13 protein-coding genes, 1 tRNA gene and 4 pseudogenes are annotated in these 18,415 nt (G+C 64.5%); 7 read left to right on the top strand and 11 right to left on the bottom strand.

The window, feature by feature from the left end; translation table 11 throughout:
- Positions 1–155: 155 nt before the first annotated feature.
- Positions 156–3,182: a molybdopterin cofactor-binding domain-containing protein gene (locus HK436_RS26885; protein ID WP_244649462.1), complete on the bottom strand. Its 3,027-nt coding sequence runs from the start codon at positions 3,180–3,182 to the stop codon at positions 156–158.
- A 128-nt stretch (positions 3,183–3,310) separates the two neighbouring features.
- Positions 3,311–3,745, bottom strand: a pseudogene (locus tag HK436_RS31920) (FAD binding domain-containing protein); the annotation flags it as partial.
- A gap of 124 nt (positions 3,746–3,869) precedes the next feature.
- On the opposite strand from HK436_RS31920, the gene pncA reads away from it, so the two are divergent.
- Complete coding sequence (gene pncA / locus HK436_RS26895) at positions 3,870–4,469, top strand: bifunctional nicotinamidase/pyrazinamidase (protein ID WP_173194721.1); 600 nt, start codon at positions 3,870–3,872, stop codon at positions 4,467–4,469.
- 4 nt (positions 4,470–4,473) lie between these two features.
- Here pncA and HK436_RS31925 read toward each other — a convergent pair whose 3' ends face one another.
- The 7 genes and pseudogenes from HK436_RS31925 to HK436_RS33275 form a co-directional block, all read right to left on the bottom strand.
- The gene (locus HK436_RS31925) at positions 4,474–5,181 is read right to left on the bottom strand and encodes an ABC transporter ATP-binding protein (protein ID WP_244649481.1); all 708 of its coding nucleotides are present in this window, start codon (positions 5,179–5,181) and stop codon (positions 4,474–4,476) included.
- A 228-nt stretch (positions 5,182–5,409) separates the two neighbouring features.
- Positions 5,410–5,919 (bottom strand): annotated as a pseudogene (locus tag HK436_RS31930) (ABC transporter ATP-binding protein); the annotation flags it as partial.
- A pseudogene (locus HK436_RS26905) lies at positions 5,907–6,861 on the bottom strand (branched-chain amino acid ABC transporter permease). The pseudogenes HK436_RS31930 and HK436_RS26905, both read right to left, overlap by 13 nt.
- Positions 6,858–7,739: a branched-chain amino acid ABC transporter permease gene (locus HK436_RS26910; protein ID WP_173194723.1), complete on the bottom strand. Its 882-nt coding sequence runs from the start codon at positions 7,737–7,739 to the stop codon at positions 6,858–6,860. Before HK436_RS26910 ends, HK436_RS26905 begins: the two are co-directional and overlap by 4 nt.
- A gap of 229 nt (positions 7,740–7,968) precedes the next feature.
- Positions 7,969–9,273, bottom strand: a complete 1,305-nt coding sequence (locus HK436_RS26915) for an ABC transporter substrate-binding protein (RefSeq protein ID WP_173194724.1) — start codon at positions 9,271–9,273, stop codon at positions 7,969–7,971.
- A gap of 159 nt (positions 9,274–9,432) precedes the next feature.
- Positions 9,433–10,272, bottom strand: a complete 840-nt coding sequence (locus HK436_RS33270) for a hypothetical protein (protein ID WP_312860774.1) — start codon at positions 10,270–10,272, stop codon at positions 9,433–9,435.
- Positions 10,260–10,877: a hypothetical protein gene (locus HK436_RS33275; RefSeq protein WP_312860775.1), complete on the bottom strand. Its 618-nt coding sequence runs from the start codon at positions 10,875–10,877 to the stop codon at positions 10,260–10,262. Before HK436_RS33275 ends, HK436_RS33270 begins: the two co-directional genes overlap by 13 nt.
- 222 nt (positions 10,878–11,099) lie before the next feature.
- Here HK436_RS33275 and HK436_RS26925 point away from each other — a divergent pair.
- Positions 11,100–11,189 (top strand) — tRNA-Ser (locus tag HK436_RS26925).
- A gap of 193 nt (positions 11,190–11,382) precedes the next feature.
- Here the strand turns inward: HK436_RS26925 and HK436_RS26930 are convergent.
- Positions 11,383–12,750, bottom strand: coding sequence for an amidohydrolase family protein (locus HK436_RS26930; protein ID WP_173194725.1), 1,368 nt, complete (start codon positions 12,748–12,750; stop codon positions 11,383–11,385).
- Positions 12,751–12,759: 9 nt separating this feature from the next.
- On the bottom strand, positions 12,760–14,133 hold the full coding sequence (locus tag HK436_RS26935) for an amidohydrolase family protein (RefSeq protein WP_173194726.1): 1,374 nt from the start codon (positions 14,131–14,133) through the stop codon (positions 12,760–12,762).
- A 309-nt stretch (positions 14,134–14,442) separates the two neighbouring features.
- Here HK436_RS26935 and HK436_RS26940 point away from each other — a divergent pair, with 309 nt between their 5' ends.
- From HK436_RS26940 to HK436_RS26960, 5 genes and pseudogenes are all read left to right on the top strand, one after another.
- Positions 14,443–15,318: a dioxygenase family protein gene (locus HK436_RS26940; protein WP_173194727.1), complete on the top strand. Its 876-nt coding sequence runs from the start codon at positions 14,443–14,445 to the stop codon at positions 15,316–15,318.
- A 9-nt stretch (positions 15,319–15,327) separates the two neighbouring features.
- Positions 15,328–16,080: an SDR family NAD(P)-dependent oxidoreductase gene (locus HK436_RS26945; RefSeq protein WP_173194728.1), complete on the top strand. Its 753-nt coding sequence runs from the start codon at positions 15,328–15,330 to the stop codon at positions 16,078–16,080.
- Positions 16,077–17,018 (top strand): beta-keto acid cleavage family enzyme, encoded by a 942-nt coding sequence (locus tag HK436_RS26950; RefSeq protein ID WP_173194729.1) that lies wholly within the window; start codon positions 16,077–16,079, stop codon positions 17,016–17,018. Before HK436_RS26945 ends, HK436_RS26950 begins: the two co-directional genes overlap by 4 nt.
- Before the next feature lie 20 nt (positions 17,019–17,038).
- Positions 17,039–18,045: pseudogene (locus HK436_RS26955) on the top strand (quinone oxidoreductase family protein).
- Positions 18,042–18,386 carry a cupin domain-containing protein gene (locus tag HK436_RS26960; RefSeq protein ID WP_173194730.1) on the top strand — a complete coding sequence of 115 codons (345 nt, stop codon included), beginning with the start codon at positions 18,042–18,044 and terminating at the stop codon, positions 18,384–18,386. The pseudogene HK436_RS26955 and the gene HK436_RS26960 overlap by 4 nt, the downstream one beginning before the upstream one ends.
- Positions 18,387–18,415: the final 29 nt, after the last annotated feature.

Consider the following 18,415-nt stretch of genomic DNA (forward strand, 5'->3'; position numbering starts at 1 on the left):
ACGAGGGGGAGATTGGCAAGTTCGCCGCTGGCATTCGTACTGCCGCGTTGGCTATTGGCGAAAACTGCTAGGCCGCCTGATCTCCCCCTCGTGGGGGAGATGTCCGGCAGGACAGAGGGGGCGCGAAGGAACGCAAGGTTCTTTGCCGAAAGCTCTCATCCTCTTGCCGCCTTGATCGCCGCCAGAACCCGGTCGGGGGTGGCCGGTACTTTGGTGATCTTCGCGCCCGAAGCATCGCGGATCGCGTTGAGTATCGCCGGTGCGGTGGGTATCAGCACATGCTCGCCAAGCCCCTTCGCCCCGTAGGGACCTTCGGCATCGGGCACCTCTACCAGGATCGTCTCGATCGGCGGCACGTCGCCGATGGTCGGGATAAGATAGTCATGCAGGTTCTCGGTGCGGCCTGGAACATATTCTTCCATCAGCGCCAGGCCGATGCCCTGCGCGATGCCGCCCTCGACCTGCCCCTCGGCGAGCAGCGGGTTGATTGCCCGGCCAACATCGTGCGCGGCAGTAATCTTGACGAGCTTCACCGTGCCGAGGCGCATGTCGACTTCCAGTTCCGCCATCTGCGCACCCCAGCCATAGACGGCGTAAGGCTTGCCCTGCCCCTTGGCGTCGAGCGGCACCGTCGGCGGATCGTAGCTTTCGCAGGCAGCAAAGACGAAGCCGTCGGCATCCGTGGGCAGATCGCCAAGCGCGATGGTGCGGCTCGCCTCGCCTTCACGAACCGTCAGCTTTCCATCCTTCAGCGACAGCTCGGCTGCATCGGATACATTGGCATAGCGCAAAACCCTCTCGCGTAGCGCCTTGCCCGAAAGTTCAGCCGCGCGGCCGGAAATGTAGGTCTGCCGCGAACCCGAGGTCTTGCCGGCATCAGGCGTCAGCGCGGTGTCGCCATAGATGAAGTCGAACGCGTCGAGCGGCAGGCCAAGCGCCTCGGCCGCGATCTGCGGGATGACGGTGTTGGAGCCCTGGCCGATATCCACGGCGCCCTGATGCATGACCACGCGGCCATCGGCGGCAATCCCCATCTTGATGGTCGACGGGTTGGCGATGCCGGTATTGCCGCAACCGTACCAGCATGACGCCACGCCGACGCCCCGCCGGCGATGTCGGTTTTCGGCGTTGAAGGCGTCGGCGTCGTTCATCGCCCGCGCCCAATGCGGTTCCAGCGCTTCCAGACAGGCCGCAATACCGATGCCGCTGTCCATCACGTGGCCGCAGACCGTCGGCTGGCCGTCGCGCAGAGCATTCCGCAGCCGGAATTCGAGCCGGTCGATGCCGAGCTGCAAGGCAAGTTCGTCGTAGAGCGTTTCCTGCATCAAGGCGGCCTGAGGCACGCCGAATCCCCGGAACGCACCTGAGATCGGACCGTTCGTGTGGATTGCGCGCCCGAGCGCGCGGTAGCTCGGCGTGTAGTAGGGTCCCGAGGCGTGCACGGGCACGCGGGTGGCAACGGTCGGCCCCCAGCTTGCGTAGGCGCCGGTGTTGAAGTCGCCCTCGAACACCATGCCGACCACGCGGCCCTCCGCGTCCGCACCGATGGTTGCCGACATCACTGCCGGGTGCCGCTTGGTCGTCGATGCCATCGACTCCTGCCGCGTATAGGTGAGCCCCGCCGGGCGACCGGTTTTCAGCGCAACGAGCCCGATCAGCGGCTGCACCGAAAGATCTAGCTTCGAGCCGAAGCCACCGCCGGTAGCGGTCGGGATGATACGGACTTTTTCTGCTGGCAGGCCGAGGATAGCGGCGGTGTCGTCGCGATCCATGATCGGCGACTGCGTGCACGCCTTGATGACCAGCACATCGCCATCCATGAATGCATAGCCGGCTTCCGGCTCGATATAGGCGTGTTCGACATAGGAGGTCTCGAGCGAACCGGCCGCGGTAACCGCAGCCGACGCGAGCGCCGCATCCGCGTCGCCGCGTTCCACGGTGCCTTCGAGCAGCACATTGCCCTTGCGATCTTCATGCAGCGCCGCGAACCCGTTCCGGGCCTCGGCAACCGTCAGCGCATGCGGCAGTTCCTCCCAGGCAATCGGAAACGCAGACAAGTCCAGGGACGCGATGGCGTCCCGTTCCCCGGCAATCGTGGCAACCGCCTCGCCGCGGAACAGCGCGGTGCCGTCTGCGAGCGCCGGCTGGTCGGCAAAGGGCGGGATGACGCCGAAGCGGTTACGGCCGGGAATGTCGGCTGCGGTGAAGACACCAATTATGCCGGGATGCGCTTTCACGAATGCGTCGAGGTCGCCGAAGGTGAAGCGTGCATGCCAGTAAGGCGAGCGCACCACCGCGACCGAGAGAGCGTCGTCGGGCCGCTCATCGGCCCCGAAAAGATCGTCGCCGCGCACCTTGGGCTCGCCGTCGAGCCGGGGGATCGCTGCCCCGACGCCAGCGAGCGCGACCGGTGGCGGTGCCCCGGCAGTGCCCACATCCATCACCGCCTTGACGATCTTGCGATAGCCTGTGCAGCGGCACAGCACCCCGCCCAACGCGTCCTGCACTTCAGCTTCGCTGGGCCTCGGGTTGGCTTCAAGCAGCGCCGTGGCGGTGACCAGCAAACCTGGCGTGCAGATCCCGCATTGCGCCGCACCATGGCGCAGGAACGAGTCCTGCAAGGCGGAAAGCCGGCCATTGGCCAGCCCCTCCACCGTGCGCACGCTAGCGCCTTCCATACCGGCCGCAGGCACCAGGCAGGCGCAGACCGGTGCGCCATCCACCAGCACGGTGCAGGCGCCGCAATCGCCGGCGTCGCAACCGACCTTCGTGCCGGTCAAACGAAGTTCGTCGCGCAGCACCGACGACAGCCGCGCAAGCGGCGGCACCTGAACCTGCCGCGCTTCGTCATTGACCGTGAAGCTGACGGAAAGACGGTCCATGCTCATGCCGCGACATCCTCGGTCTTGCCGCTGGCGGCGAGCGCCCCCTAGCGCGCGCAGGACGATCTCGCGCGCTGCTTGTCGGCGATATTCGGCACTGCCGCGCACATCGTCGATCGGCGTCAGCTCCGCAAAATCGTGAGCCTCGATCACGCGGGCGACATCACCCGGAGCACCAGCTTCGCGCAGCCGTTCTTCGAGCGCCTGAAGCCGCGTCGCCACGGCCGAACAGGCGCCGACCGACAGCACGACATCCGACAGCTTGCCTGCCTCGTCGACGACGACGCGGGCCGCCGCCATGGCGATCGAGATGACGAGATAGCGCCGCGCGCCAAGCTTGACGAAATACGAATTGCCGGTGGCGGCCTCCTGGGCACCCGCACGGCCGTCAGCAATTCGCCCGGTGCACGCGCCGTCCGCCGGTTGCCAAGGATGAAGTCGGCCAGCCCGACCACGCGCTCGCCGCTGGCCGAGCGCAGCACCACCTCGGCTGAAAGCGTGAGCAGCGGCGGCACACCGTCCGCGGCCGGCGAGGCGTTGCAGAGATTGCCGGCAATCGTGCCGCTGTTCTGGATCTGGATGGAGCCGACTTCCCGCGCCGCGAGCTTCAGCGCGTCGAAGGCGGGCGGCAGGTCGGCACGTATGATGTCCGTCCAGGTCGCGCGCGCGCCAAAGACGAAATGGCTGTCGGTCTGCGAGATATGCCGCAGTTGCTGCAGCCCGTTGAGATCGAGCACATCGTCGCGGACGGGGCGATTGCCTTGTGTTGGATAAAAGTCCGTCCCCCCGGCCAGAAGCGTCCAGCTTCCATCGGCCAGTAGCGCGAGTGCCTCGTCAATCGACTTCGGTTTCGCGTATCGCATCGTTCCTGCTCCCGGTGGTAGAATGCGCCGAAATTAGTTCGTATGCAAACGATATCGAGAAGCCGCCCTTGCCATTCCATCATTTCGTCGCCAGCTTGTGCCGCCAGGCAAACGGAGAGAGGCCATGAGTGAGAAGGCGCTGATCGTCATCGACGTCCAGAACGATTTTTGTCCCGGCGGCGCGCTGGCGGTGACGGGCGGCGACGAGATCGTGCCGATGGTCAACCAGCTGATCGGCGAGTTCGATCACGTGGTGCTCACCCAGGACTGGCATCCCGCCGGCCACTCGAGTTTCGCATCCGTCCATCCCGGCAAAAAGCCGTTCGAAACGACAGAAATGCCTTACGGCACGCAGACATTGTGGCCGGACCACTGCGTGCAGGGCGCGGATGGGGCGGCATTCCACGCGGACCTCGAGTGGACCAAAGCCGAGCTAGTCATTCGCAAGGGGTTTCGCCCTGCGATCGATTCCTATTCGGCCTTCTTCGAGAACGACCGGAGGACGCCGACGGGCCTCGCTGGTTACCTGCGCGAGCGCGGCATTTCCGACCTGACCCTCGTCGGCCTCGCCACCGATTTCTGCGTTGCCTATTCCGCCCTCGACGCCGTCCGCTCGGGTTTCAAGGCAACCGTGCTGCTCGATGCCTGCCGGGCGATCGATCTCGGCGGTTCACTGGCGGCGATGAAGGACGAGATGGCCAAGGCCGGCGTGACGCTCGCCTGAGCGATCAACTGACGCCCACATAGCGATGCACATAGGCGGGATCGGCGCGCACTTTTTCCACGTCGACGGTCTCGCGGTTCTTGCCATTCTCGATAAAGGCCACGCGGTCGGCGAGCGACAGCACCGCATCGACACGCTGCTCGACAAGGATGGTGGATACCCCGCGTTCGCGCAGCCCGGCCACCGTCTCGCGGATGCGCGCGATCATCGACGGCATCAGCCCTTCCGTCGGCTCGTCGAGCAAAAGCACGTCGGGCTCGATGCACAGCGCCCGCGCCATCGCCAGCATCTGCTGTTCCCCGCCTGAAAGCGTGCCCGAGCGTTGCGACAGGCGTTCGCGCAAGACCGGAAAAAGGTCGAGCACGGCTTCGCGCGTGGCGCGGCCCTTGCCCCGCGCCATCAGGCCAATCTCGAGATTTTCGGCAACCGTCAGCTCGGAGAAGAGCCGCCTGCCCTGCGGTACATAGGCGACACCTGCCTTGGGCACCTCGTGGGGAGCGAGCTTCGACAGGTCGGTCCCGTCCTTCATGATCGTCCCGCCGCGCACCGCGACCAGCCCCATGATCGCCTTGAGCGCGGTAGTCTTGCCGGCGCCGTTGCGCCCGAGCAGGCACAAAACCTCGCCCTTGGCCAGCGCCAGGTCGAAGCCGCGCAACACCTGCACCTCGCCGTAATAGGCATCGACCGCGGAAAGCGTGAGCACGTCAGCCATCGCTGCCGGTCCCCAGATAAGCGTCCTGGACGGCCTTGTTGGCGCGATCTCGTCCGGCGATCCTTCGGCAAGCACCTGGCCGAAATTCATCACCGTTATCCTGCGCGCAAGATCCATAACCACCTGCATGTTGTGCTCGATCAGCAGCACGGTGGCGTCGGCGGCGATCTCGCGAACCAGCGCAATGAAGCCCTCGACCTCGCCGTCCGATAGTCCCTGCGTCGGCTCGTCCAGGATCAGCAGCTTCGGTTCCAGCGCCAGCCCCATCGCGATTTCGACGAGCCGCTGGTGGCCGTAGGCGAGGTTGCCGGCAAGCGTACCGGCCCGCTCGGTGAGGCCAACGCGCTCCAGCGCTTCGCCGACACCCGCCTTCAGCGCAGATGGCTTCGGTCGCCCGGCCGAAAGCAGCCGACGCTGCACCGACAGGGCGACATTGTCGAAGACCGTCAGCCGCGGAAAGATGCTGGTGATCTGGAACGTATAGGCGATACCGGCGCGCACGCGCCTGTGCGCCGGCAGCGCGGTGATGTCGCGTCCCTCGAACACGATCGCGCCGGAGCTTGGCGCGATGCGTCCGCAGATCAGGCTCACGAAGGTGGTCTTGCCGGCGCCGTTCGGCCCGATGATCGCCCGGATCTCACCCTTGTCGAGCCTGAAGTCGACGCCCTCGACGGCCTTGAGCCCGCCGAAATGGCGCGTCAGCGCGCGTGTCTCGACAAGCGCCGTCACGGCAGCCACCTCAGCCAGCGCTCGCGGACCGACCCGAGCAAGCCCTTTGGGAAGAACAGGACCAGCAGGATCAGCGCCACGCCGACGACAAGCAGATAGGCGGCGGTGTACCCCGAGCTGTAGTCGATGATATAGAACATGAAGAGCGTGCCGAGCAGCGGGCCCAGCGTAGTCGCCGCGCCCCCAGCAGCACCCACAACAGCGGGAGGATCGAGTACTGGATCGAGGCGAAGCCGGAACCGACATAGCCGAACAGCAGAGCGTAAGCCGCACCTGCCGCCGCGCAGAACAGCCCGGACACAACCACCGCCGTCAGCTTGGCGCGGAACACGTCGTAACCAAGCATGCGCATGCGTTCCTCGTTCTCGCGGATCGCCACCAGCGTGCGTCCGAATGGAGAGCGCACGAGCCGCAGCATGGCAAGCAGCACGACTGTGAAAAGCGCCAGCGCCAGGATGTAGCGTGTCGACGGGTCGGAGAGATTGAGGCTCCACCCGCCGAATTCCACACTGCGCATTGCCTGTGACAGCACCACCCCTCCTCGCCCCGTGTCCATGTGGTGAAGTAGAGCGTGCCCAGATAGAACACCTGCGCGAACATCATGGTGACGATCATGAAGGCGACGCCGGTGGTGCGCAGCGCCAGCACGCCGACGACGGCCGCGACGGCTATTCCAGCCAACAGACCGGTGCCGAAGGAGACGGGCACGCTCCAGCCAAGATGATAAAGTGGCAGCCCCGCCCCATAGAGCCCGGCGGCGAAGAACATCGCATGGCCGAGGCTGAGAAGGCCCGTATAGCCGAAGAGCAGGTTGTAGCCCATCGCGAACACCGCCAGCACCAGCACGCGGGAGAAGACGCCGCGGTGATACTCCGGCAGCAGGAAGTTAGCTGCAAGCAGAAGCGCGATCACGCCGAGATGCAGCGCCCAGTCGCGCGTCGTGATGGTCATCGCGCCGGCACTCCGAACAGGCCCTGCGGCCGGAAGACGAGCACCATGGCGACCAGTCCCGTCGCCAGCATCTTGGCGAGCGTCGGCGAGAAGAACACGGAAATGATGCCGTCCGAGAGGCCGATCAGCAGCGCCGCGATGACAGTGCCGCGCAGCGAGCCGAGCCCGCCGATGATAACGACGATGAAGGAGAGCAATAGCGGATCGCGCCCCATCAGGTAGTGCGCCTGCTGGATCGGCACGATCAGCACGGCGGCAACCGCTGCAAGCATCGCACCGAGCGCGAAGACGCCTGCATAGACGCGGTCCACCGGGATGCCGAACGCCTGCGCCGTCTCCCTGTCGTATTGCGTGGCGCGCATCACCAGGCCGATCTTCGTTCGCGTCAGCACGAACCAGGCCGCGAGTATCAGCACGATCGCCGCGACGATCACGAAAAGCTTGTAACCAGAATAGCCGAACCACGGGAGCTGGATACGGACGTTGAAGGGTGCCTGCACCGGCCGCGCATCCGCACCGTAGAAGGTCAGCGCGAGCTGCTGGATGATGTAGAGCATGCCGATCGTCGCGACGATGGTCGCCTCGGGATCGTAACCAAGCCTTCGCAGCACCAGCCGCTCGGACAGGAGCGCCGCGCCACCCACGACCAGTGGCGCGACGAACAGCGCGGCGACGAACCCCACCGACGGATGGCCCGCAAAGGCGGTCGAAACCGCCCAGGCCAGCACCGCGCCGAGCATGAAGAACTCGCCATGCGCGACGTTGACGACGCGCATCACCCCGAACACCAGCGAAAGGCCTAGTGCCGTCAGCGCCAGCACCGCCGCTGTGACGAGCCCCTCAAGCGAGGCGAGCAGGAAATAGGGTCCGAAGGCCATTCAGAGGTAACCGGCTGGCAAGGAAGGTTCTCCACGTTGCCCCCTCTGGCCTGCCGGCCATCTCCCCCACGAGGGAGGAAATCAGCACTTGGCATGTCTCGTCCACAAGACAACGTTAGCAATTGGGCTTCCGGTGGAAGGGATCCGATCTCCCCCTTGTGGGGGAGATGGCCGGCAGGCCAGAGGGGGCAACGTAGAACGCCACGCTGACATCACGACCGGCCGAGGATCAAAGCGGCTGCGTGGTGTAGTCGGCTTCCGGCTCGTAGCGACCGTCCTCGATGGAGGTGCGGTGCACGACGTTCAGCCGCCCGTTCTCCACGACGGAGATGTTCTGGCTGCCGAAGACCTGATGGACCTTGCCGTCGAAGACCTTCGCGCCCTGCGGATGCTCCGCTCCTTCCGGAAACTCCGTCATCGCCTCGGTCGCCTCGACCAGCTTGGCACGGTCCTCGGGACCACGGTAGCCGGCAGCTTCCATCGCTGCCTTGATGATGTAGAGCGTCTCCCAGCAGCCGAACATGTGGGCCGCCGTGGACACGTCCTTGGCATCGTTCACCGAAGCGCCGTTCTCGTCGAGGCCGACAGCTTCGCGATAGGCTTTTTCATGCTCCGATGCGCCATCCTGCAGATAGCGCGGCATGCCTTCCCAGAAATGGCTGCCCTCCAGGAATTCGAGGCCGGGGCTGTTGATGTCGACTGCCTCGAGGCTGTCGATGAAACCGAACAGCTTCGGCCCGCTGCCGCCGTAGAACTCGCCGAGTTCCTTGACGAAGGTCAGCACGGCCGGCCCCACCATCACATGATAGATCACGTCCGTGTCCGGCGGAATCTGCGGCAGGTAGCGCGTGAACGACGACTCTGTCGGCGGGATCGGGATCTGCGCGATCACGTCGCCGCCCTGCTCGGCGGCTGCCGGCGCAAAGAAGTCGCGGTGGTCGTGGCCGAAGGCGTAGTCGGGATAGATCATGGTGATCTTCTTGCCGACATTCGACGTGATCCAGGGCGCCACGGAGCGGCATTGCGCGCGTACATCGGTGATGCCGGGCTGGAGCACGTAGCGGTTCATCTTGCCGGAAGCGACGTGGTAGCCCTCGCTGACCACGTAATACGGCATCTTGAGTTCGCCGGCCGCCGGCGCGGAACCGACCACCACATGGCTGAACAGCGTTCCGTAGACGATGTCGGTCTTGTGCTGGTTGGCGAATTTCTCGACCACCTCGGCGCCGCGCGCCGCATCCGTGCCGTCATCCTCGGTGATTATCTCCACCGGACGCCCGTTGATGCCGCCGGCATCGTTGATGCGCTTGATGGCGGCAGCGGTCGTCCGCTCGTACCAGCGCCCGTAAGCCGCGCCGATGCCGGTGCGATGCGCCTGGAAGCCGATCCTGATCGGCTCCGACGATTGCGACTGCGCATAGCGCACGAAGCCCGGCGCCGTGCCGAGCGCGGCGGCAGCACCGAGCCCTTTCAATGCGCCACGTCTGGAAATGCCGGTCGTGAGAAGGCTGGAAGGCTTGGTTCGATCGTTCATCTGGGTTCCCCTTGACGATAAGCCTGCTGGCGCAGCGTTCCGCCATTATCTGCTGCAGTTTCCGATGCTGAAATTGCATGTGTACAAACTAAATCACCAATCCCGGGGACTGGCAACCGGACAATTCCGTTGCGGAAGGATGCGTATCTTGGACAGGGCTCACGCCCCGGTTGGGGACGACAACAACCATAGGCCGAAAACAGTGTATGCCACCATCAATACGGCCAGCGGCACCTGGCTGCGCGCCGTGGCCCTCGCACTTCCGTGCAGGCGAAAGGCGATCGTGTGCGCGACCAGCACCGCCAGCACATGGCCGCCGATGATTGCGGCCGCCTGCATGTTCCAGAGCATCCACGCCCGCTCAGCGCCCATCAGCACGCCCGCCTGCACATGCAACCCGGCTGTCCCGAAAAGATCCGCGCCATTCATCAGCGGGTCGGAGAGCGCGGCCAGCGCATACTGCCCATTCACCACCAGCGCGGCGAGATAGTGGGAGAAATGGTAGGCCATGGAGATCGGGATGATCGACCAGACCAGCGCGCCGGCGGCTGGCAGCATGTTGCCCGCCGCGCCCGCCAGCCGCTCGCCGAACCCGATGGATGTGAAGAATGCAATTGCGAGCACGGCAAAGGTCGCGACCAGCCCGAACGTACCGAGCCCCATCACGGCGCTGCGGCCGGGAAACTCGAGCGGGTTGATGCCGAACAGCCCGAGCCAGAAGAAAGTGCGCATCAACCCGTCGAACGAGACCGAACCCAGCGCCAACAGCAGAAAGAGCGTGCCGCTTGGCGGCAACGGTTCCGCGTTCACCAGCTTCGCCCCCGGCAGGCAGAGCGCGACACCTTTGCGGGCATCGACGGTGGGGCCGGCCTCCACAACGCCGAGCCGGGCTATCATGCGCATGAAGACGGACAGGCACTCGCCCCGCCGCGACCATTGCTCGTGGCCGAAAACCAACATCGCGGCGAGGTTCGTCAGAAAATACCCTATAAGAGCCACCGCCAGCCGTTCCGGTCGTCAGGCGCCGGATAGATGAGCTCGAACCACGCATAAGCGAAGAACAGAACGACCGCGGGCCAGTAGCCCAGCCACGCCGGCAGCGCGACGAAACCGTGTTCTCGCCCGGTGACCGCCGTCAGAGCGCGCCAGGGCGCATACCAGGGATCGATCCACCACCAGAGATTTCCGAACATGCCCTGGATAAGCGTCAGGCCGACCCAGAAGACGGTCCACACCATCAGCGGCAGCGGATTGGAAAGCGGGTCGCGACTGCCGAGGAAGCCTGCGGCCACCAGCGCGCAGACCAGCAGCAGGCAGGCGGCACTGCCCACAAGTCGCGGCCACACCGGCACGCTTCCAAGCGGCAGCCTTTGCCGCGCCAGCCGGTCGAGCGCGGGCAGCGGTGCGAAGGCCAGCAGGATGAAGGTCAGGATGACGGCTGCAGCACCACCGACAAGGTAATGCCCGGTCGGCAACAAAAGCACGTGACCGCGGTCCGCCGCATGCGCGAACGCCTGACCAGGCATCAGAGCGAGTAAGGCGAGCGTATAACCAGCCGCGGCAGGACCGCGCCGGGACAGTCGCCCAAGCCGCTCAATCGCCATCGTCGTCGCTATCCCCTCATAAGTGTCCGATGCCAGCGGACACTAAGCGAGCCGGGGCGGGGCTTGCAATCGCGCACCCTGCCGATCGTAACTCGGAGCGCTTTGGGACCGTGCGCCTGCATTCACGTAAGGCGTAGGAAAACTTCGTCCAGTTTGCTCTTGTCGCACGCCCCGACAATCGCTATGTGTGCGCCCGCGCCGGCAACGGCCCACGCGCCCCGCGGAGAGGTGGCAGAGTGGTTGAATGCACCGCACTCGAAATGCGGCATGGGTGCAAGCCCATCGGGGGTTCGAATCCCTCCCTCTCCGCCAGCTATTTTCACCCCATATTTTGTTATATATCCCAGATAATGCGCCGCGATTGCCGAGCAAGGCGCGTGGACCATTATCCGTCCTATTCCAAGACGACAACCGCCCCGCATCCATCCAACTTGCCACAGTTCGCATATGGATGAGAATTTACGAGGCGGTCACCCAGGCGACAGCCGGAACCGGTTGCGCTGCCTTACGTGGTAACCGAAAAGCCCGATTCGCGGATGATGCGTTCCGAGGATTCGAACAGGCGCGTGCGCACCGACCTCACCTTGTCCCTGCCATAGAGTAGGGAACCGCCGCTCTTGCGCATTTGTCCGGCCACCATAACCGTGTCGACGTTACCCGAATGGGCAAACTCGACCACCGAGAACAGCGGATTGCGCACCGGAAACAGGTTGAGGTCTGTAGCGCGCAAAAGCACGATGTCGGCCTGCTTGCCCGGTGTCAGAGAGCCTATGCGGTGGCCAAGGCCAAGTGCTTCGGCGCCGCCCATGGTAGCCCATTTCAGCGCGTCAATCGCGTAGATCGGCTTGTTATCGACCGGGCTTTCCGGCTTCACGATGTCCTCGCGCACGCGCTCGTTGAGCGCATAGGCCAGCGCCAGCTGCATCTCGCGAAACATGTCGCCTGGGATCTTCGGCTCGACATCGACGCCAAGCGAAGGCAGACCGCCGAAATTCACCACGCGACTCACTGCCGGCGGGCGGCCATAGCCGCGGATTTCCGTCTGTACTGTCGAGGTCACGGTGATGCCCGCATCCACCATCAGCTTCAGCTCGTCGTCCGGCAGGTAGTTGCCGTGGACGATGTTGTGCTCCGGCCCCAATAGCCCCTCGTTCGTCAGGGCCGTATAGCCGTCCGGCATCAGCTCCTGATTCTTGCGCATCGTCGCATGCGAAGATGTGCGCAGACCCAGCTCCTTCGCCAGCTTGAGGTTGGCGCGGATCGACGGCTCCTCCGCCCAGTGCGGTCCAGGGATCGCAAGCGACATGGTGACGAGACGTTCTTCGTTCGAAAGCCGGTTCCGGATCGCCATCGCCCGGTCGCGGGGGTGGATGCGCTGCAATTCCGAATCGGTCGGCTTTTGGTCCTCTCTGTAGACGCCGGTGCCGAGGCAAAAGACGGCGCGGATGCCGGAATCCTCCAGAGCATCCACCGAACGCTCCGCCTGCTCCGTAGAACGCACGTTGTGGCAATAGTCGAGTAGCGTTGTGACACCTGCATCGAGGCGGCTTAGCGAACCCGCCAGCGTCGCGATATAGTTGTCCTCCGGCTCGAAATAGGTGCTCATGCCGGCGAACACATCGCGCAGATATTCGCGTCCGCGCCAGTCGCAGCCGATCGCCTTGAGCCCGGTCTCCCAGGTGTGGAGATGAGCATCGACCAAGCCGGGGATCGCGATCATCTCGCTGGCGTCGATCACCTGGTCGGCGGGGCCGAGGTCCTTGCCGATAGCGACGATCTTTTCGCCCTCGATCAAAATGTCCTCGCCGGCGCGATTGCCGATTTCATCGTCCACCGAGACGATCCAGCCGCAGCGGATAAGTGTCTTCTTCATCTTGTTCTCCTAAGCGGCCTTGACCTTGAAGCTTGCTTCTTCCATCGCGCGCTCGGCGGATGCGCGCATCTCTCTCATGCGGTCTGCCAGCAGCTTCTCGTCGACGAGCAGCTTGCCCCCGCGCTTGCGCACCACGCCGTCGATGATGACGGTATCGACGTTCTTCGCGCCCGCCTGCTCGACGATCGTGTAGATCGGGTCGTGCACCGGGAAGACGTTGAGATCATTGGCGCGCAGCATCACGATGTCGGCTTTCATGCCGGGTGCAAGCGTACCGACATTCTTGTCGAGACCCATCACCCTGGCATTGCCGACGGTGGCCCATTCCAGTGCCTCGCGGGAGCGCACTGGCATTGTGGCCATCGAGGGCTTGCCGGCCGCCTCGTTGTCGCGGTGTGCCGACCAGCGCGCGTGCAGGAGCGCCGCGTGCATCTCACGGAACATCTCGCCTGTTACGATGGGCTCCACGTCGATGCCGATGGACGGCATCCCGCCCAGTTCGCGCACGCGCATCACCAGCGGGTCCGGCGCGTGGCCGTGCAGCTCGACCAGCACCGTTGCGGTCACTGTCGCGCCATTGTCGACGATGGCCTTCAGCTCCTCGTCATCAATGTAGTTGCCGTGCACGATGTTGTGGTCTGGCCCGAGCAGTCCTGCCCGGGCAAGCGCGAGGTACCCGCGCGGCGTCACGCACTTGTCGTTGGGCTTGGTGGCATGGGATGTCGAGAAGAGGCCGAACTCACGCGCCAGGCGAATGTCGGCCTCGGCCACTTCTTGCGTCCCGTAATGGGGGCCGAGCACGGCCATTGCCAGCGTCACCAGCCGGTCGTCCGAAGCCATACGCCCCTTGCGCAGTGCCTCGATGCGGTCACGCGGGTGGGGAACGTGGGTGAACGGAACCTCGCCTTCCTTCGCTGGCGGCTTGGCGGTGCCATGGGCAAACACGGCGCGGATTCCGGTCTCTTCCAGCCCATCGATGGCCGCTTCCGCCATCTCAAGCGATTTCAGATTGTGGCAGAAGTCGATGACGGTGGTCACGCCACTGTCGATCTGCGCCTGCGCGCCGACGAAATTGCCGAGATAGTTGTCGCGCGGGCCATAGCGTGTGGCGATGTTGGCGTGGATGTTGGAGTGGTAGTCCGGGCCCATCCATTCAGAGCCGATGCCACGCAGGCCGCATTGCCACACGTGGATGTGGCCGTTGATCAGCCCCGGCATGACTATCATGTCGGACGCGTCGATAACCTCGTCATGTGCGGCGTCGAGCGACTTACCCACCGCCAGAACGCGGTCTCCATGCATCAAAAGTTCGCCGTCTGCGAAATCACCGGTCGCGGCATCGAGCGTGACGAGCCAACCACATTTGATAAGCGTTTTCTTCAAGATGTCAGCTCCAGGTTTCCACGGCCGATTCACACCGACACGCCAATCTCCAAACAAATCCGTCACCCTCGCCCCAGCCGGGGCATGCCAGGCTCGGCATTAACGGCGCATATCCGATCACCCCACTTGTATGTGCTAGGCACGTCCAGGCAATCGATTGCATCTTATTCAGCCGAAACCAGCCAAGTCAATTAGGCGAATAGCCAGAACTGGCGCATAAATGCGTAGATTGGACATGCCAGCGCGAACTTTCGCAATTGACATTATGCAATCGTTTGCTGTTAGTTTGCCGGAAATGTGGAGGCTCGGATGATCATCGACACCGAAAGGGCTGCGACCGAAGCGACGCTGAATGCCGTCGCTCAGTCATCGGACGCGCGCCATGTCGAGCTGCTTTCATCGCTCGTGCGGCATCTGCACGCTTTCATCCGCGAAACCCGCCTCAGCGAAACGGAGTTGGAATTCGCCTTCGATTTCCTCAACCGCATCGGCCAGGCCACAAATGACAGTCACAACGAGGCTGCGCTCTTTTCCGACGCGCTGGGCGTATCCACTCTGGTCTGCCTTCTAAACAACGGCGCGGGCGGCGCGACGGAAACCGCCTCTGCGCTGCTCGGTCCCTTCTGGCGCATGAACGCGCCGGAGCTTGAAAACGGTGCCAGCCTGCTGCGTTCGCCCACGCCCGGTATGCCTCTGCTGATGCGCGGCCTCGTGCGCGATCTGGCGGGCAATCCAATTCAGGGCGCGCGCGTCGACATATGGCATGCTTCCCCGATCGGTCTCTACGAGAACCAAGATGCCGGGCAGGCCGATATGAACCTCCGTGGCGTCTTCACCACGGGCGCGGATGGCCGCTTTCACTTTGAAAGCGTGCGACCGGCAGGCTATCCGGTGCCGACCGACGGGCCAACGGGCGACATGCTGCGAAAGCAGGAACGCCAGCCCTTCCGCCCCGCGCACCTGCACTTCCTCGTTTTCCGCGAGGGCTTCAAGACGCTCATCACGCAGGTCTTCCCTGGCGACGATCCACATCTGGAAGACGATCCGGTCTTCGGCGTCACCCCTTCCCTCATCGGCAGCTATCGCATCGAGAACGAAGGCACCGATAGCGCACGCTGTGTGCTCGACTACGACTTTGTCATGCAGTCCGGCGAAGCCCGGCTGCCGGTTCCCCCGATCAAATAGGCCAACGCGATGTACGACCTCTCCAATAAGATAGCCGTGGTCATCGGCGGCAATGGCGGCGTCGGCGCCGCGACTGCGGCAGCCTTCGCGGAGGCTGGGGCAACCGTCGCGGTGACATGGCGGCGCGGCGAGCGCGACGAGGCCGGTGCCGCGCAGCTTCGCGACGAGTTGGAAGCGCAGGGCTACGCCGCGGTCGAGGCGGATGTCGCCGATACCGCCTCGTTGAAGCGCCTTCGTCGGTCTGTCGAGGAGCGCTTCGGGCGCATCGACATCCTCGTTCACGCCTCCGGTTTCACCAAGGCGATCCCGCACACCGACCTCGATGCGCTGGACGATGAGTTCATCGACCGCATGTTCGCGGTTAACTGGCGTGGCCAGTTCGCTACGATGCGGGAATTGCTTCCGCTGCTTCAAGCCAGCGGCGACGCGCTGAGCGTGTTCATCTCATCCATCGCTGCCTCCAACGGCGTGGGCTCCAACATCGCCTATTGCGCGGCAAAGTCCGGCACGGAAACGCTGGTCAAGTCGCTGGCCCGCGCCTTTGCGCCGGGCATCCGGGTCATGGGCGTTTCGCCCGGCGTCATTGACACCGGCTTCGTGCCGGGCCGCGGTGCGGACTTCAACAACAAGGTCGCCCAGTCCATTCCGCTCAAACGGGTTGCGAGCGCCGGCGACGTGGCAGGTGCCGTTCTCGCCTGCGCGACGCATCTTCGCTACGCCACTGGGACGACCCTCGTGGTCGACGGCGGGCGCTTACTGTGAGCGCCGCCCTTCATCAGGGTAGGGTCATTCTCACCTGTGCGGTCACGGGCAACCTGACCAGGCCGGAGCAGACACCCTATCTGCCGATCACGCCTGCGCAGATTGTCGATTCGTCCCTCGAGGCTGCCGAAGCCGGCGCGTCGATCGTCCACATCCACGTGCGCGATCCAGAGACAGGGCGGCCATCTATGGAGCTCGATCTTTACACCGAGGTGGTGGTGGCGCTGCGCAAGGCGCGGCCTGACCTTATCCTCAACCTCACCACGGGTCCAGGCGGCCGGTTCGTACCCTCCGAGGAAGACCCAAAGGTCGCGGGGCTGGGCACCACGCTGATGCAACCGGAGCTGCGCGTCGCCCATGTCGCGGCACTGAAGCCCGATATCGCCACGCTCGACCTCAACACCATGAATTCCGGCGGCGAGGTGGTGATCAACACACCGCGCAATGTGCGACGCATGGCCAAGGTGCTGCGCGACGCAGGCGTGATGCCCGAGATCGAACTTTTCGACAGCGGAGACATTGCACTCATGAACGACCTGATCGCAGACGGCACGCTCGCTGCGCCGGTGCTGTGCTCCTTCGTGATGGGCGTCAAATACGGCTTCCAGCCATCGCCCGAAACGATGCTCTACGCACGCAACCAGTTGCCGTCCGGCGCGCGATTTACCGGCATCGGCATCGGCCGCTCAGCCTTTGCGATGGTCGCGCAGTCGTTCCTCGCCGGCGGCCATGCGCGTGTCGGGCTGGAAGACGGCGTCTATCTCTCGCGCGGCGAACTCGCCCCATCCAACGCGGCGCTGGTCGCCAAGGCGAAGCGCATCGTCGAAGACCTCGGCGGCGCGCTCGTCAACACGGCGGAAGCTCGTACGATGCTGTCCCTGCCTCAGGCCTTCACAGCGCACGTTCAATCCTCAAATCATCCGGGAGCCTTGTCTTGAACCTCGCAGCCCCTACCGGCATCCCGTTCGGAAAACCAGCTACACGCGTCCGCCTTCAGGAAAAGGCCAGCGATGTCGCCTCGCTTCGTCCGGCTATCGAAACTGGCCCACTCGTCATGGCCAATGGCGACGAAGTCGTCGTTCAGATCAGCGCGGCGGCCGTCAATCCTTCCGACGTGAAGGCCGCCACCGGCCTGATGCCCTATGCCGTGTTTCCGCGCACGCCGGGCCGCGATTTCGCAGGTACGGTCGTCGCCGGTCCTGCGGACCTGATGGGCAAGAGCGTCTTCGGCTCGTCGGGGGATCTCGGCATCCGCCGCGACGGCAGCCACGGCACCCATGTCGTCGTTCCGCGCGACGGCCTGGTCGCCAAGCCCGCCGGCATGAGCTTCGCGGAAGCCGCAGGCATCGGCGTTCCTTTCGTTACGGCGATCGAGGGTTTTCGTCGCGCCGGACTGCCCGAGCGGGGGATGTCGTGCTCATCATGGGCGTCAACGGCAAGGTAGGACAGGCCGCTGTCCAGATCGCGGCATGGCGCGGTGCGCGCGTCATCGGCGTGGTGCGGCGCGCGGAGCCCTATGAGGGCCATTCCGACGCGCCGGTCGAGATCATCAACGCCGCCGAAGAAGACGTCGCCGCCCGCGTGCGCGAAATGACCGGGGGCCACGGCGCGGACATCGTGTTCAACACCGTTGGCGACCCTTATTTCGCCGCGGCCCACAAGAGCCTTGCCAAGCTAGGGCGTCAGGTTCTCATTGCGGCGATCACCCATGTCGTCGACTTTAACATATTCGAGTTCTACCGGGGCAGGCACAGCTATTACGGCATCGACACGCTGGCGCTTTCCTGCGCGGAGACCGGCAAAGTGCTGCGTGAACTGCTGCCCGGTTTCGAGGACGGCGCGTTGAAGCCGTTCCCCGTCACCAAGGACGCGCAGTACGGGCTCAACCGCATCGCGGATGCCTACGCCGCGGTCATGACCTCCAGCCGTCAGCGCGTGTTCATCGTCCCGGAGGCTGAACTGTGAACGTTACAGCCTTCCAGGACGCGCCGGAGTACCACCCGCCCGAGCATTACGGCATGCGATGCTTTCGCTTACAAGGCATGGAGGCCGGGCCTTCAGACACGCTCTGGATGGGTGTTTCGGAGATCGCGCCGGGCGGCCACACGTCTCTTTCCGCCTCGTCACACGAGAAGCTCTATCTGGTGCTGGAGGGCGAGGTTGCCGTCAGCAACGGCGAGACGGAAGCCGTGCTTCGCCGGTTCGACAGCTGCCGCATCGCCCCCGGCGAGGCCCGCGCGCTGACGAACCGATCGAACGCTAAGGCGCTGATCGCGCTGTGCATGCCGCTGGTGGCACCCAAATGATGATCGGGACGAGCGCTAACACCTCGAAA

Origin of the sequence: Neoaquamicrobium sediminum (assembly GCF_013240295.1) — a bacterium.
In the GTDB taxonomy this organism is placed as follows: domain Bacteria; phylum Pseudomonadota; class Alphaproteobacteria; order Rhizobiales; family Rhizobiaceae; genus Aerobium; species Aerobium sediminum.